General features: G+C 34.2%; 16 protein-coding genes. 12 read left to right on the top strand and 4 right to left on the bottom strand.

The features are described from left to right. Positions 1-235 precede the first annotated feature (235 nt). The gene (locus AN960_RS11970) at positions 236-664 is read right to left on the bottom strand and encodes an ASCH domain-containing protein (RefSeq protein ID WP_056471533.1); all 429 of its coding nucleotides are present in this window, start codon (positions 662-664) and stop codon (positions 236-238) included. A 725-nt stretch (positions 665-1,389) separates the two neighbouring features. Between AN960_RS11970 and AN960_RS24475 the strand changes: the two genes are divergently transcribed. The 9 genes from AN960_RS24475 to AN960_RS12010 all read left to right on the top strand — a co-directional run bounded on the left by AN960_RS24475 (position 1,390) and on the right by AN960_RS12010 (position 9,943). After that, the gene (locus AN960_RS24475) at positions 1,390-1,563 is read left to right on the top strand and encodes a hypothetical protein (protein WP_156339675.1); all 174 of its coding nucleotides are present in this window, start codon (positions 1,390-1,392) and stop codon (positions 1,561-1,563) included. A 286-nt stretch (positions 1,564-1,849) separates the two neighbouring features. Beyond that, complete coding sequence (locus AN960_RS11980; protein WP_056471539.1) at positions 1,850-2,752, top strand: DMT family transporter; 903 nt, start codon at positions 1,850-1,852, stop codon at positions 2,750-2,752. Positions 2,753-3,156: 404 nt separating this feature from the next. Beyond that, a complete protein-coding gene (locus tag AN960_RS11985) occupies positions 3,157-3,654 on the top strand; it encodes a DinB family protein (RefSeq protein WP_056471542.1) in 498 nt (165 codons plus the stop codon). Between the two features lie 168 nt (positions 3,655-3,822). After that, the gene (locus AN960_RS24010) at positions 3,823-3,957 is read left to right on the top strand and encodes a hypothetical protein (protein WP_216600078.1); all 135 of its coding nucleotides are present in this window, start codon (positions 3,823-3,825) and stop codon (positions 3,955-3,957) included. Positions 3,958-3,959: 2 nt separating this feature from the next. Next, complete coding sequence (locus tag AN960_RS11990) at positions 3,960-4,658, top strand: SpoVR family protein (RefSeq protein WP_502692548.1); 699 nt, start codon at positions 3,960-3,962, stop codon at positions 4,656-4,658. Between the two features lie 288 nt (positions 4,659-4,946). Beyond that, a complete protein-coding gene (locus AN960_RS11995; RefSeq protein ID WP_056471545.1) occupies positions 4,947-5,555 on the top strand; it encodes a GntR family transcriptional regulator in 609 nt (202 codons plus the stop codon). Positions 5,556-5,607: 52 nt separating this feature from the next. Next, a complete protein-coding gene (brnQ, locus tag AN960_RS12000; protein ID WP_056471548.1) occupies positions 5,608-6,918 on the top strand; it encodes a branched-chain amino acid transport system II carrier protein in 1,311 nt (436 codons plus the stop codon). A gap of 28 nt (positions 6,919-6,946) precedes the next feature. Further along, positions 6,947-7,702, top strand: coding sequence for a gamma-glutamyl-gamma-aminobutyrate hydrolase family protein (locus tag AN960_RS12005; RefSeq protein WP_056471551.1), 756 nt, complete (start codon positions 6,947-6,949; stop codon positions 7,700-7,702). A 645-nt stretch (positions 7,703-8,347) separates the two neighbouring features. Continuing rightward, entirely contained in the window at positions 8,348-9,943 is a 1,596-nt protein-coding gene (locus AN960_RS12010; protein ID WP_056471554.1) for an FMN-binding glutamate synthase family protein, read from the top strand. A gap of 209 nt (positions 9,944-10,152) precedes the next feature. Here AN960_RS12010 and AN960_RS12015 read toward each other — a convergent pair whose 3' ends face one another. The 3 genes from AN960_RS12015 to AN960_RS12025 form a co-directional block, all read right to left on the bottom strand. After that, positions 10,153-10,623 (bottom strand): GNAT family N-acetyltransferase, encoded by a 471-nt coding sequence (locus AN960_RS12015; protein ID WP_056471557.1) that lies wholly within the window; start codon positions 10,621-10,623, stop codon positions 10,153-10,155. An 83-nt stretch (positions 10,624-10,706) separates the two neighbouring features. After that, a complete protein-coding gene (locus AN960_RS12020; RefSeq protein WP_056471560.1) occupies positions 10,707-11,183 on the bottom strand; it encodes an arsenate reductase/protein-tyrosine-phosphatase family protein in 477 nt (158 codons plus the stop codon). A 265-nt stretch (positions 11,184-11,448) separates the two neighbouring features. Next, on the bottom strand, positions 11,449-12,108 hold the full coding sequence (locus tag AN960_RS12025; RefSeq protein ID WP_056471563.1) for a VanZ family protein: 660 nt from the start codon (positions 12,106-12,108) through the stop codon (positions 11,449-11,451). 509 nt (positions 12,109-12,617) lie between these two features. On the opposite strand from AN960_RS12025, the gene AN960_RS12030 reads away from it, so the two are divergent. Genes AN960_RS12030 through AN960_RS12040 form a run of 3 tightly spaced genes read left to right on the top strand, consistent with a single transcriptional unit; the run spans position 12,618 to position 15,719 of the window. Further along, complete coding sequence (locus AN960_RS12030) at positions 12,618-13,871, top strand: efflux RND transporter periplasmic adaptor subunit (protein ID WP_056471565.1); 1,254 nt, start codon at positions 12,618-12,620, stop codon at positions 13,869-13,871. Then, positions 13,871-14,590: an ABC transporter ATP-binding protein gene (locus AN960_RS12035; RefSeq protein WP_056471568.1), complete on the top strand. Its 720-nt coding sequence runs from the start codon at positions 13,871-13,873 to the stop codon at positions 14,588-14,590. The genes AN960_RS12030 and AN960_RS12035 overlap by 1 nt, the downstream gene beginning before the upstream one ends. Next, positions 14,565-15,719 (top strand): ABC transporter permease, encoded by a 1,155-nt coding sequence (locus AN960_RS12040; protein WP_502692547.1) that lies wholly within the window; start codon positions 14,565-14,567, stop codon positions 15,717-15,719. Before AN960_RS12035 ends, AN960_RS12040 begins: the two co-directional genes overlap by 26 nt. Positions 15,720-15,770 lie beyond the last annotated feature (51 nt).

Here is a 15,770-nt window from a genome sequence, read left to right on the forward strand (position 1 = left end):
ATTTAAAATGATAAAAGCACATCAATTCATTGAGTGCTTTCAATGTTTTAAAACTAAACCTTATGCAACTAAAGCATGCATTAGTTGAATAAGCATTAAATAGACTGTTTGGTAAAAACAGTCATTTTTAAGGAGGAACAACAATGAAAGAAACAATTAATTGGTTTGATTTTTGGTTAAATATTCACTGTTAAGCGCTAACGCATTATTAGTGTGTTTTTCAAGAAGTAAACAACTAATTTATATCGTATTCCCATAAACCTAATTTTCCTTTAGCTGGTATAAAATCGATTAACATTTCTTTATTGGAAACTTCCCAAATATAATTCCCTACTCTAAAATCTCCTAAGAAGTAGTCATTTCCTGAAACAATACGTCCATCTTCCAATACTGCACTTTCTTGATTATCTTCTATTACTTTTAAACAATTAATAAGATTACAGACACCAATAATCATGCCGGTTGGTAGATTGCTCCTATTCAACTCGTGCTTACTAAGCAAATGCTGAATTGCATTGTTATTACAAACATTACTATCTATTTTTTTACTTGTGTGAATCGCCAATGGACCACGATATTTAGTTTTCCATGTTCTTGTTTCGTATTGTGCTTCATTAAAAAGGAAAAGGCTGGCCCAAGGTTGAATCATTGAAAGTACCTTCATATATGTAATTACACTTCCTTAATATATAATATATATCAAATGGAAAAAGCCGTATTCCGAAGAGTACGGCTTTTCTTCTTGTTTTTAATTATGGTTTTAGAATGACCTTGGTACGTGACTGCTTTCATGTGCTACCTCCTGAATTTATGATACTTCCATAAAATATCCAAATGAAATAATCGTTATTCAATGCAATTTTTAAAAATTCTTTTGCTTTTCTTAATGCAAATGTGTAAAGGAAAATACCTTTTTGTAGAATCAAGTCGCCGCAGTCAACTCAAAAAAGTTCTGATGAATCAATTACTAGAAAAAGACATTTAGGCTTACGCATAATACAGTACGAAGAGAGTAAACAAGAGTTCACATTAAACATAACCCAAGTGTTAGTTTTCCAAAAGTACAATAAACTAAAAAAAGCAATAGTTTGTAGATTGAATCTCCTATATAACTAACTGGCGCGTTAGTTGTACAACATTTAGAGGGTAATCATTTGATTATCCTCTATTTTATTAAAAAGGACTAATTGTCTGTTAAGAAGAATAGTAAAAAGAAGGTACTTGAAAAGTTTTAAATTTGATGAGAGGTGGAGATTCGTGAAAGTACACGATTGTCCTAATTGTAATACAAATAGTAGAGAATGTATTATTGTCATCCAAAATGCTCCTAACTTTTCGGAAGAGATATTAAAGTGCAGTATTTGTTCCTGGATCGGCAAGTGGTCAGACATGACAGTGCGGGAGGTCAAATTACCGGAGATTCCAGGTGGGATAGTGATCCCTGGCGTCGAACCTATTACTGATTATTATGTACTTCATTCAGATCAAATTAGATTTACTTATACAGGAGGGTATTGCCCTCATTGTGGTGGAACTGATCCTTTATGTTGGTGCATGACGTAATAAACGATTAGAGCCCCAAACTTGGTAAGTATTATTAACTTTATAACACATAGATAATAAATATCTTATTGAACTAAAACAACCGTTAGTTCAACAACATGAGTTGTTTAGGTGGTTCTTTTTTGTGGAGTAGTAGTTTCAAACGTGACTTATAAAATGAAATATCATTTAAGTGTCATAATTAACATATTATGAGAATTAGAGAGCGTGGAATAAAAGTAGAATTTTCTTTTTAATTCGATTGTCATCTTAATTAGAGTGCTATTAATGATTCGGAGTGATTGCAATGAATAAATCAACCAAAGGATGGATTTATGGATTCCTAGGAGTACTCATCTTCAGTGGATCGCTACCTGCGACGCGCTTGGCTGTGGCTGATTTTGATCCGTTGTTCCTAACAGTCTGCCGCGCGGCAATAGCAGGTGTATTGGCAGGCGCTCTCCTTCTAATTTTTCGGCAGAAACGACCTGTCAAGAGCGACCTTGTTCCACTATTTGTAGTGGCGTTTGGTGTTGTGATAGGTTTCCCTCTACTAACAGCATTTGCCCTTCAGTATGTTACGTCCGCACATGCTATTATCTTCATTGGATTACTTCCACTCTCGACTGCAATTTTTGGCGTACTTAGGGATGGGGAACGCCACCGACCAACCTTTTGGATCTTTTCAGCTATAGGCAGCTTCTTAGTGACAGGATTTGCCCTAATTCATGGTGGAGAATCATCAACAATCGGTGATGCTTTCATGCTGGCTTCAATCATTGTATGTGGTCTCGGTTATGCAGAAGGTGCTCGACTTTCACGTCGGCTAGGGAACTGGCAGGTGATTTCTTGGGCTCTCGTTCTGTCGTTGCCCTTTATGCTCCCACTTACGTTCTATTTTAGTCCAGAATCATGGAAGGACATCGGACTTCCTTCGATCTTCAGCCTTGCTTATGTATCCTTATTCAGCATGCTCATTGGCTTTATTTTCTGGTATCGAGGACTGGCGCAGGGAGGTATAGCGGCAGTTGGACAGTTACAACTTCTCCAACCTTTCTTTGGACTATTGCTTGCCTCCGTGATTCTGCACGAGAAGGTTGGTTGGTTACTTGTGGCAGTTAATATTGTCGTTGTACTATGCGTGGTAGCAGCTCGTAGATTTGCAAAGGAACAAGTTGTCCCATTAAAAAACGAGATTGAACAAAATTAGTACCCTGTTCAATCTCGTTTGTAGTTTACCAAATTCAGAGCTTATTCAACTATCGCATGCGTTTGTTGAATAAAAGATTTATTAATCTTAGTATTCATTTTCAGTTCATATCTTTTTAATTATTTGTTGAATTTTTGTTTGGATTCTAACGTTTTCTACTATTAAAAAGCAATCCTCCCATAATCTATTGACTTAGAGTTTACTCTAAACAATATAATTAAAAAAAGATATGAAAAAGTACTGTAATTAGTAAAAAATTGGGTCTTTATCATAATATGGTTCAGATGGAAAATTCGATTTGATTAATGTTAACAGTGATTTTTTCTATTAAATATTTAGATAATAGAAAGGGATAGAACAACAAATTTAGAAAAATAGAAATAAAAATGGTGGGAGTCGGTAATATGGAGCAGTCAAATAAAGCATTTAGTGACACATTAGTAAAATCATTAAGAGGAGAACGTGGTCATCTTCCTATCAAGAATGCTTTGTTGGATATAGATATGGATCTTGCTGGAAAAAGAATAGAGGAGCTACCTTATACTATTTATCAATTAGTCAAACACATGACATACTGGCAAGAATTCCTCTTATTATTCGCACAAGGAGAGAGGCCTAAATTACCTTCTGATGTGAAAGAAAGCTGGCCTGTTGAAGAAGGACCTAGTAATGAGGAAGAGTGGAAACAGATTATTCAGCATTTTCTTCAAGGGATAGAACAGGCATGTACGATTGCCCAAACTGTTCAATTGGACAAATCATTAGAGAAATGGCCAGGCGAATCCCCAGGTGGTGTACTACGCAATATTGCATCTCACAACTCCTATCATTTAGGTGAAATCGTACTAATACGCAGATTATTTAGTGCTTGGCCACCACCAACCGGAGGATATCCTGCTTAAACTTTGGATCAATAGTGAATTCATGGAAACCAATTGAAATTCACTATAAAGGTTTTAGTTGAGTCAACAATTTGGGGGCATTGCATTAGTTCATTATAACTAACGCATGTGTTCGTATTATAAGGACAACTAGTTAAATTACTAGTTGTCCAATTTTTTTATGGTCTTATGATTAAAGTAGTCGGGGTGGTAGCAGAAGTATCAAAGAAGTATGCAGGTTTCATCGTGAATGTAGATCATGCAACTTCAATGGATTACCTCGACTTGATTCGATCTATGCAAGAAACGGTGAAAAATAAATAAAAATTGATATTGAAACAGAAGTGAAAATTCTTGGTGAGGAATATCAAAAAGAAGATCGTTTAGAGAAACAAGGCTGGGCAAGTTATTGGCATATAAGAATTATGCGTGAACTAAACCTCGACTCAAACGAAGCAATCGAATACGCAAAGCTTAATGCAGGAGTAGTTCAGCCATCGAAAACAAGCATTAACCCGTATTATTTAGGACTAAGAATGTTTGAAGATATTGAAGAGCGATATAATAATCCAACAAAAGAAATGCGTGAGTTAGGAATTAAACCTGGCAGCGGTCGAGAAAAAATGTTTGAAGTACGAGAGTTAGAGTCTGATAGTTCATTTATACGAAACTACTTAACGAAAGACCTTGTCATGCGTGAAGATATGTATCTATTCCAGCGACAAGGTAAGGAATATAAAGTTACTGATAAAGCATGGGAAAATGTACGAGATCAACTAGTCGTTAGCCGAGTAAATGGAGGATTCCCTTATATTGTAGTTCAAGAAGGAGACTATTTAAAAAATGGGGAGCTTTATTTGAAGCATTCCTATGAAAATATGGAACTAGATGTGAAGTATGTTGAGAAAGTAATGCCTTATATTCATCAGTTGTGGGGTAGAGGGGTTCATTTGGAGACAAATATAGAGAATAAGTCTGTGTTGTTTAGTTATGATGGGAAGAATATTCATCGGAAGTATATCTAGAGCCACCTTTAAAAGGTGGTATTTTTCTTTAAAACTAATTTCTAATTCTTAATTAGTTAAAGATATATATAATATTCTATAGCTTGGAAATGCAGTTAATAACTTTTACGAACATCATATATATACCCTTAGAGTTTTATAATCAACGAAAAGTCTTAGATGTGGCATATAGTTGAAATGCTTTCCTGCGAAAAAAAATATTTACATTTTACAATATTCAGAGTATTATAAAGTTCATCTTACATACAACTTACATGTAAGTTGTATGTAAACTAGGGAGGGATTTTTTTGAAGGGAAAAACACTTCAAGAAACAGCGTATCAAGAAATTAAAAACAAGATTATAAGGGGGGATTTTTTAGAAAGCGGTTTCACTTCCCAGAATCAGTTAGCGTCTGAGCTTGGAATAAGTAGAACACCGATAATGGCTGCTTTACAAAGATTGCAAAATGAAGGGTTTGTAAAAATTATTTCAAACCATGGCATTCAAATTTTAGGACTGAATGTTCGTGAGATAGAAGAAATGTATGAACTGCGATTGGCGTTAGAAACTTTTATCATACCGAAAATAGTTAAATTGATAACTGCGGAACAAATAGAGATACTTGAGGAATTCATTCAAGAACAGAAAAAGTGTGTTGAAAACAATGATCTGATTGAATTTTTGAAATTGGACTCTGCCTTTCATCTACAACTTACTGAAGTTTACGGTAACTCTTTATTTATTCAAACACTTTCTAATATTCGAGAAAGATTATTTAGTAATCCATATTATTTTCGTAGAAAAGATTATCAAATTTCTAGATATATTAAGGAGCATGAACAAATAATTGAGGCAATTAAATCAAAAGACATTAACCAAGTGATTAAAGAGTTAGAATCTCATATTAATGGATAGATTTTGAATAGTTGGTGGTTTTCAATAGAATGCGTTAACCTTGGAGGAAATTATGAAGAATAAAACTTTAACCGACAGTATTATTATTGGATTTGCCACATTTGCAATATTCTTTGGAGCAGGAAATCTTATTTTCCCACCATATATTGGTTTTACTTCAGGAACAGAATGGGTTCCGGCGTTACTTGGTATGACAATTACAGGTGTAATTTTACCGGTATTAGGAATTGTAGCTGTATCTGCTAGCGGAGAAACATTCGCAGACTTAACTAAGCCGATAGCGCCATGGTTTTATAAAGTATTTTGTACATTAATCATGATAGTCATTGGAACGTTCATCAATGTTCCACGAACTGCTGGAACTAGTTTTGAAGTTGCTATTCAACCATTCTTCCCTAAATTTCCTACAGTCTTGTTCAGTATTATTTTCTTTGCAATTGTGTTTTTAGTTTCTGCTAACAAAGGAAAGGTTATTGATACAATTGGAAAATTTTTCACTCCTTTTAAATTAGGATTGTTGCTAGTTATTGTTGGATTTGCCATTTTTTCTCCTATTGGAAAACCAGTTTCAACCAATTTATCGAAACCATTTTTGAATGCATTTGTTCAATCCTATCAAACAGCCGATGTATTGACTGGATTGCTCATTTCAAATATTATCATCGCGACGATCCGTGCCAAAGGATATGCTGGAAAAGAATTAAAGAAAGTCACAATCTATGTTTCTGCCATTGCTGGTCTTGGGCTTTTCGTAATTTACGGAGGATTGCTCTATCTTGGATCAAGCGGTAGCCAAGTAATTTCAAACAATAATATTGAAAGAACTACTTTGTTGGTAGATTTGATGAATAAATTGATGGGGCAAGGCGGAGTGACACTACTTGCACTATGTGTTTTACTAGCTTGCTTGGTGACAGCAATCGGATTAACAAGTGCGACTAGTGACTTCTTGACAGACCTAACAAAGAATAAAATTAATTATCCTACATGGGTGGCTATTAATGCAATAATAAGTGCTATTTTTTCAAATGTTAAAGTGGATGCAATTATTTCAGCAGCTGCACCTATCTTCCTTGCTTTGTACCCAATTTCGATTACACTCGTTATTTTAGGATTGTGTAGTAAGTATATACCAAATAGAGGGTCATATATTGGAACAGCATGTTTTACATTCGTCTTTAGTTTAAATGATGCTTTTAATGCAATGGGGATTAAATCAGATGTTTTTAATTCATTAGTGACAAAGATACCATTCAGTTCTCAAGGTTTCACATGGTTGATACCAGCAATTGTAGGTTTTATTGCGGGAACGATTACTTATAAAATATTCATAAAAAAGCCTAGCAATACTATTGCAGCTTAACTTACACGAATTGAAAGAAGGACGTTTTATGAAAAAACCTATTATCGGAATTTCTTGTAGTTTTAGTTCAAATGGTCAGATTGGAGTTGTGTCTCACCTTGGCGCACCAAGCCAGGAATGGCAACTTCTTGCTGACGACTACATTCAAGCAATTGAGAAAGCCGGAGGGATTCCAGTAATTTTGCCAGTCGTTGAAAACCCAGAAACAATCCTTCCGATTCTTGGGAAGCTAGATGGAATTATTTTTACTGGTGGAAATGATGTGAGCCCACTTTGTTACAACGAGATACCTTCAAGTTCTGTTGGAGAGGTTTCTGTGAAAAGAGACAATGCAGATTTGGTACTAATTAAATCTGTATTGGAGAACCATCAAATTCCGATATTAGGGATTTGCAGAGGCTGTCAATTGCTGAATGTAGTTCTTGGTGGCACATTACATCAAGATCTTGCTAAAGATGGTGTCACAAAGAATGAGCACTTTTTATTGTCATATCCTATCGAAAATATTTCTCAAATAGCAAATATTGAGGCAAACAGTAGACTTGCAAAAATTTTCAGAAGTAAGAGTATAGGTATCAATAGTTTCCATCATCAAGCAGTTAAAGATTTAGGGAAAAATTTAGTAGTAGCTGCAAAAGCCGAAGATGGTGTTATTGAGGCTATTGAAATTCCAGGTGAGAGATTTATAGTTGGTGTACAATGGCACCCCGAGATGATGCAGAGAAACAAAGTAAATCACTCTGTCTTTTTTGAGAGCTTTATTAAAGAGTGCTCCCTTAATTAATTATTATTGTAAACTTGCTACATAGTGGCAATTTAATTAAATGATTATGGTTTTAGAGTTTATCAGAGTTAAAATACCTATCTTCAAGATAGAAAAACGTAAAGGTAGATTTTATTATCACTACTTTATTAATCTATTTTATTCTAAATTAATCGTAAGTTAAAACCTTCAAAGCCTTAGATTTGGTTCAGACAGAAGTGGAATATTTGCAATATTAATAGATTAAAAAAAGATGCCTAATTAGGTATCTTTTTTTTATATACTAATAAAATCCCTAAAGTTGAACTCTCTTTAATACAAATATAATTAACGATCGCATGCAATAGTTGTATTATCTGAACCATGTAACACTAATTTTTTTCTAGTTGGCTTTAAAGCTGAAAAAGAGTGTATTCGATAATGCAAAGTATTGTATAAATTGGAAGGAAATGTAATAAAGTATAAATGTAAACTCAATTAAGGATAGTAAATACATTTTATTTACTTTCAAACACAATTTGGCAAAAAGAGTTACACGCCTTGGGGTATAGATTAGTAGTTGACTCTTTGTATGTTCAACTAGTATAGATATGTTAACAATTAAAGTGAAGTATTTTAATTTAATATAATGTAACGTTACCGAACTTTTGCGAGGGGGAAATATAATTGAATATAACAAATGTATTAATTATCCTTGGATTCATTTTTTTTGCCTTAATATTTACAGTTTTAATAATAGGTACACTATATTTGTTTTTTATAGATCGAAAACAGAAGCAGCATCCAATACTCCGTAATTATCCAGTAATCGGACGAGCTAGGTACTTCTTAGAAACTATTGGACCTGAGTTACGTCAGTATTTATTTAACAATGACCGAGAAGGTAAACCTTTTTCAAGAGATGAATATGAGCATATTGTCAAAAAAGCAAAATATAAACGAGATGTCCTTGGGTTTGGATCTAAAAGAGATTTTGAAGATAAAGGGTATTATATTAGTAATTCGATGTTCCCTAAACTGTCAGAAGAATTAAAAATGGACCAGGAAATAAACGTAACAACAAATCGATATTTATTGATAAAAGAGCCTTTATTTACACAGAAGGAAGAACGATTAGAGGAGAATGATTCACTTGCATATTTGTTGGATGATAGTGATGCAATTGTAATAGGTAAAAACACGAAGTATCCATTTATTGTAAAAGGCCAGATTGGAATGTCTGCAATGAGCTATGGATCTTTAGGTGAAAATGCTATTACTGCACTCTCAGAGGGATTGGCAATTGCAAAGGGGACATGGATGAATACAGGTGAAGGTGGTTTGTCGGAATACCATCTAAAGGGTGGCGTAGATATTATCATGCAAATTGGCCCAGGTTTATTTGGTGTTAGAGATCGTGAGGGGAATTTTAATTGGGATGCCTTGATAGAAAAAAGTAAAATTCCTGAAGTGAAAGCTTTTGAACTTAAATTAGCTCAAGGTGCTAAAGCACGTGGTGGGCATATTGATGGGGAAAAGGTAACTGAGGAAATTGCAAGAATAAGAATGGTAGAACCTTATAAATCTATTGATAGTCCTAATCGTTTTCGAGAGTTTCAGGACTTTCCTTCTTTGTTTGACTTTATGGAACAGATCCGAGAACAAACAGGAAAACCAGTAGGAATGAAAGTGGTTATTGGTAGTAGTCATGAAGCGGATGAATTAGTAAAACATATAAAAAGTACTGGGAAGGGTCCTGACTTTATTACTGTAGACGGTGGTGAAGGGGGGACGGGTGCCACATACCAGGAACTGGCAGATAGTGTAGGGTTGCCAATTAAGTCTGCATTACCATTATTGGATAATGCTTTAAGAAAATATGGTGTACGTGATCAAGTTAAAATAATAGCTTCAGGAAAATTATTTTCGCCAGATCGAGTAGCGATTGCACTAGCAATGGGAGCTGATCTTGTTAATATCGCAAGAGGATTTATGATTACAATCGGTTGTATTCAAGCATTAAAATGCCACTCCAATGCATGTCCAGTCGGTGTGGCCACAACAGATCCTGATTTACAAAAAGCCCTTGTCATTGATGAAAAAAAATATCGAACAGCGAATTATCTAATTTCAATGCGAGAAGGTTTATTCCGATTAGCTGCCGCCGCGGGTCTAGATTCCCCTGTCCACTTTCAAAGGGAACATGTCGTTTATAAAGATGAAAAAGGGAAAGTGTGGTCACTGAAGGAAATTTATCAATCAATTGTAGAAAACGTAGATTAAAAAATGTATTGGAATTTCAAAGTTGACAACTTCAAATTGAATGAACCAATTTAATAGCTGAACAAAGATAGACTACTTAGGTAGTCTATCTTTATTTTAAACAGTATAAAGAAAATGAATAGCAATTTGAATGATATTAACTAAATATGGTGTCATCTTTTTTACTCTAAATATGACTGCTTAGGTGACTATCGCATGTGTTAGTAGCGTTAACAAATTTTTTTATAACTAACAAGTGTAATATTTTCATTTAATCGTATTGTTTCTCCATTAAGTCTATAACCTACTTTTTCGTATAAATAACAATTACGTTTTTCTTCTAAAATTGTTTTTAATTCCCAAGTAGTTGCCTGTGGAAATTGTTCCTCGATTAACTGGATAGCTTTCTGGGCAATTCCCAATCCTTGGTATTCTGGTAAAATAAACATTGGACTGATCCAAAATTTAGTTTCTTCTTTCCAATAGATACAAATTGCTCCTACAAGAGCATCATTATAATAAATTTTATAAAAACCACCAGAAGAATAGTTAATTCTCCTAATAACATTTTCAATCGGTTCATTTGCTGGATTAGTATTGTAATCTTTATATTTCTCTAATAATGGCATAAAGGCTTTCACTTGCATTTCGAAAATTACTTGTGCATCTGCGTCTGTTGCTTTGTCTAATCTTATTTTCATTGTCTCGCACCTCTGAATATTTTAGTTCCAATTATTGAATTCTATATTATTTCTCGTTGTCCTTGTTGAGCTAAAGTATCGCTTTAGTTCAATAAGCTTTTCATTTCCTTTAATTCGATGTTGCTTAATATAGTTGGAATAGCACGATTAATATAATTAACTAACTGTTTCATTTGCTCAAAAAAATGCTCATTGTTAGGTTCGCCAATATTGACTGCTGTTTGTAGACCGTTATAAACCTCGTTAAATAAATAAATATCACGATTATACTGTCGCTTGATAAATTCTCTATGTAATTCACTCATACCAATAATAAGATCGAACTTATCAAAGCAAGATTCATCAAATTGTAATCGATTGAACCCAGTAGTATCAATTCCCATCTCATTCATTATATTAAAATGAATTGTAGAGTATTTACTAATATCACTATTAGCCCTAATACCCGCAGATGCCACTTTAACCGATGTGTTATTCGTTTTTTGCAGATGATCTTTCATACAAAATTCAGCAATTACGCTTCTAGTAAAATTGTCGGTACAAACAAATAGAATGTTCATTGTTACTCCCCTCCATAAAACCTTAATACCCCTTTATTTATCAAAAAAATTATTTTTATTATAGCATTCCTTATGTAACTAAACTGCCATTTACTTCAATAAAAAAAACTGCAATTAAGCAGTGGTGTTATGGAAGGATCTTGTCGATACTCCATGAGTGAGTTGAATACAACAATTGTAGCGAATATTATACCTCTTGTTGGTACCAAAAATGACAAGATTACCAATATTAAAGCTAGTTTTGACTTAGTGATTTTTTCTTTCATTAAATTCTAGCCTCTTTTCTACTCTGTATTAAATATTTTTTTAATACCAATAAAATCCCTAAGATAACACCCATAGAATTTAATATAATATCGTCTATGTCAAAACTTCCAACTTCATATTTTGTTTGACAGAATTCTAATGAAGTTACTAACAAAAAGCATAAGAAGAATAGATAAATATGCTTTACTAGTTTATGTAAACAATAATAAAGAATTGCTCCAAGTGGAATAAAGATAACAATATTTCCTAATAAATTAGACACTTTATAGATTAAATCCGTTTTACTAGTTAAAAACCAATAGATGGTTTTAAAGGGAATAAAGTTATTTTTATAAAAGTTTCCTAGAGAATTTCGTGAAAATAAAATAGAAATTACAAAAACAATATATGAAATTACAAATATACTAAATCCGAATTTACTAATGTGAATTTTTTTATACTTAATATAATGTAGTATCACATTTAAGATTGTATTAAATGTTAAGAACAAACAAATAAACACACTGTAAAAAAATACTTCACTAGCATTTGGAACTACTCTCGATAATATTTCACCAAGAAATACTCGCATTAATACAAATGCAACCATAATTGAGATGATTAATGTTATAGCTAGTGGTAAAGCAAGACATATTGCACCAATAATTCTCTTTTTCATAAAACTTTCCCCATTTCCATATTACCCAATAAAATTTTATCAGAACTATTCGTAAATTACCATATTTTTCCATTTCCACCCTGCACATTCTATAAAGTTACAAAAAAGTAAAACTATCTTGAGCAGGCATTAAAATCTCCTCCAAATATATAAAAGGGGGAGATTTATTTGTGCAATAAATTAAGAGTTTTAAATGCTTTCAATATAACCAATGTACTCTTCCTATTTAAAAAGCACCGATTTTTATTAAGGGAATTTTAAGGTACACAATCCAAAATGAGCTTATCAAATGAAATTAGGAGGAGTAAAAAAATAAATAAAACAAGCTCTAATACAAACTTCCAATAGTAGAGTATGTTTGCTGTATAAACGCAAGGTAAGCCCTGGTTTTCTTAAAATGGTTACAAGATATTAGAGGTTCTGAGGATATGCGGGATCGAATGAATCTCGTTAAGAATAATCGGGTATATATTCATATCAAACTCAATGATGGAGAGGAGAAAAGAAAATTGAAAAAGTGGGTTATTATTTCAGTTATTGTTGTTGCTGTTGGAGGAGGAAGTGGTTGGTTCATATATAGTAAGAGTCAAGCAAATCAAGCCCAAAATGTGATGGCTACAGCACAAACAATTACGGCACAAAAAGGAAATTTAGAAGTAGCTGTTACTGGGTCGGGTTCGGTAACTGCCAATACTGATGAAGATGTTACTGCGGCAAATACAATTCTAGTTGTGGATAGTGTAAGTGTTTCATCTGGAGAATCAGTAGATAAAGGTGACACACTTGTAACATTTAAAAATGGTGATGTTGTTACGGCTCCAAAAGATGGAGAAATTACAAAGGTTTATGTAAGTGGCGGTAGCGGAGCTTCACAAGGAAAAGTACTAATTCGTATGGAAGATGAAGATGGAGTTACATTAGCAATTACAAGAGAAGATAGTGGCAGTTCCTCAAATAATTCTAGTACTGGAAACACTGGAGGTAGTAGTTTAGTAGCGGATACTGTATATGTAAAAGAAGGATCAGTTGTAAAAGAAGGTGCATCACTTGTGAAATTTACAGATGGTAGTGTTTTACAAGCACCAGTTGCTGGAACAATTACTAGTCTTGCTGTTAATAGTGGAGATTCTGTACAAAGTTCTGCGACAGTTGCGCATATAACAAATTACAGTTCTTTGGAAACAACGATTAGTGTTGATGAATTAGATATTCCAAAAGTAAAGGTTGGACAGTCAGTAAAAATAACTGCAAGTGCTTTTGAAGGTGAATCATTCGATGGGATTGTAACGAAGGTAGCAAATGAAGGCACATCGACAAATGGCGTTTCAACATTTGATGTAACTGTAAAAATTAAAAATCCAAAAAGTTTGAAAATTGGTATGTCAACAGAAGCAAGTATTTTAATCCAAAGTAAAGCAGACGCGCTATATGTTCCAGTAGAAGCAGTGTATAAAAATGGAGATGAAAAATATGTACTTGTTCCTACTTCAACAGACGATTCTGGAGAATCCACTAAGAAAGTTACAGTAAAAACTGGTATTACAAATGATACGAATGTAGAAATTACAAGTGGATTAAGTGAAGGAGAATCTGTTGAAATTCCGAGCGTTCAATCTAGAGGTAATTCTGGTGGATTTATGATGCAAGGTGGCGGATTCCAAGGTGGTGGATTCTCTGGCGGCGGATTCTCCGGTGGTGGATTCGAACGTGGCGGAAACTTCGGAGGTAAAAACCAAACAGGTGGCGGACAAGGAGGTAAATAATGACTAACTTAGGGCCGATTATTCAAATTAAAAATATGACGAAAATGTATGAACTTGGCGGAGAAACAGTAATGGCTCTTCAGAGTGTATCTCTTGATATCCAAAAGGGTGACTTTATATCAGTCATCGGTCCATCAGGTTCAGGGAAGTCAACATTCATGAACATGATTGGATGCTTAGATCGACCTGATTCTGGGAGATATTTGATTGATAATGAAGATGTAGGGCAAATGAAGAGCTCGCAACTAGCGACTATACGGAATGAAAAAATTGGATTTATATTTCAAAATTTCAATCTTATACCAAAGTTAACTGCGGTAGAAAATGTAGAGCTTCCTCTCATTTATAGAGGGATGAAAACGGCAGAACGAAGAGAAGTTGCTCTTTCGGCGTTAAAAAAGGTAGGACTAGTAGATCGAGCGAATCATTTACCTACACAATTATCAGGGGGGCAGCAGCAGCGTGTCGCAATTGCGCGTGCCCTTGCTGGAAGCCCTCCTATTTTACTGGCAGATGAACCGACTGGTGCTCTTGATAGTAAAACAAGTAAAGAAATTTTGGAGATTATGAATTTGTTAAATGAACAAGGGCATACGATTATTTTAATTACACATGATCTAGATGTAGCAAAACAAGCAAGTCGTGTTGTCCGAATTCATGATGGCCAGTTATACGAGAATGGGGGTGAATGGTTTGCAGACACTGAAAATGGCGCTTAAGAGCATTAATGGGAATAAAGTAAGAGCATTCCTAATGATGCTAGGGATAATTATCGGTGTAGCCTCCGTTATTGTTATGGTTGCAATCGGACAAGGATCAACGAAAGAAGTACAAGATCAAATTGGAAGTTTAGGTACAAATGTATTAACAGTAAGTGTTACTGGTTCAGATGTTACCTTTAAAGAAGATGATGCCAATCAACTTAAAGATGTCAACGGTGTAGAAGCAATTGCTCCGACTGTTTCTGGAAGAGTAACTGCCAAGAATGGACAAACGAACGCACAAGTGTCTGTGACAGGAACGACTTCACCTTATTTAAAAGTTCGTGATTTGGAGCTACAATCAGGGCGATTTATCGCAGACTTAGATAATGATAATCACTCGAAAATAGCAGTACTTGGATCAAGCACAGCACAAACATTATTCGGTTTTGGAAATCCAGTTGGCCAATCCGTAAAAGTGAACGGTACTTCATTTAGAGTTGTTGGGGTACTTCAATCAGTTGGTAGTTCGTTAGGTTCAAGTGGAGACAGTACAATCATTGTTCCTCTTAGCACAGCGCAACGCTTGGCATCTACTACTACAATTGGATCTGTCTATGTAAAAGTAGAAAATGAAAATATGGTTAATTTTGTACAACGTAGAATTGAACAAAAGATGTTTACGATTATTGGTGATGAAGATAGCTATAGCGTTTCGAGTCCTGAAGATTTAATGGAAACAGCTTCATCAGTTAATGAAACAATGACATTAATGCTAGGCGGAAGTGCTGCAATCTCACTTATTGTTGGTGGTATCGGTATTATGAATATTATGCTTGTATCAGTTTCAGAACGCACAAAGGAAATCGGTATTCGAAAAGCAATTGGAGCAAAACGTGGAAGTATTCTTCTTCAGTTCCTAATTGAATCAATGGTATTAAGTTCACTTGGAGGGATTATAGGAGTTGGAATAGGCGTAATAAGTGCCAAAATATTTACTATAACGACAGGAACTACAATTGCATATTCCATTCCGGTTATGCTGTTATCATTTGTATTCTCTTTATTAGTTGGAATCGTATTTGGTGTTTTTCCAGCAAATAAAGCGTCTAAGCTTGATCCAATTCAAGCACTTCGATATGAATAGAACGAATAAAGAGGTTGTCCCAAAAGTAAAACTTTTAAGGGGCACCCTTTT

Origin of the sequence: Bacillus sp. FJAT-25509, from assembly GCF_001420605.1 — a bacterium.
GTDB lineage: Bacteria > Bacillota > Bacilli > Bacillales > Bacillaceae_G > Gottfriedia.

Bases quoted from the DNA above. Each gene is read 5' to 3' on its own strand.
- AN960_RS11970 (WP_056471533.1), bottom strand. From the start codon at position 664: ATGAAGGTACTTTCAATGATTCAACCTTGGGCCAGCCTTTTCCTTTTT.
- AN960_RS24475 (WP_156339675.1), top strand. From the start codon at position 1,390: ATGACAGTGCGGGAGGTCAAATTACCGGAGATTCCAGGTGGGATAGTG.
- AN960_RS11980 (WP_056471539.1), top strand. From the start codon at position 1,850: ATGAATAAATCAACCAAAGGATGGATTTATGGATTCCTAGGAGTACTC.
- AN960_RS11985 (WP_056471542.1), top strand. From the start codon at position 3,157: ATGGAGCAGTCAAATAAAGCATTTAGTGACACATTAGTAAAATCATTA.
- AN960_RS24010 (WP_216600078.1), top strand. From the start codon at position 3,823: ATGATTAAAGTAGTCGGGGTGGTAGCAGAAGTATCAAAGAAGTATGCA.
- brnQ (WP_056471548.1), top strand. From the start codon at position 5,608: ATGAAGAATAAAACTTTAACCGACAGTATTATTATTGGATTTGCCACA.
- AN960_RS12005 (WP_056471551.1), top strand. From the start codon at position 6,947: ATGAAAAAACCTATTATCGGAATTTCTTGTAGTTTTAGTTCAAATGGT.
- AN960_RS12015 (WP_056471557.1), bottom strand. From the start codon at position 10,623: ATGAAAATAAGATTAGACAAAGCAACAGACGCAGATGCACAAGTAATT.
- AN960_RS12020 (WP_056471560.1), bottom strand. From the start codon at position 11,183: ATGAACATTCTATTTGTTTGTACCGACAATTTTACTAGAAGCGTAATT.
- AN960_RS12025 (WP_056471563.1), bottom strand. From the start codon at position 12,108: ATGAAAAAGAGAATTATTGGTGCAATATGTCTTGCTTTACCACTAGCT.
- AN960_RS12035 (WP_056471568.1), top strand. From the start codon at position 13,871: ATGACTAACTTAGGGCCGATTATTCAAATTAAAAATATGACGAAAATG.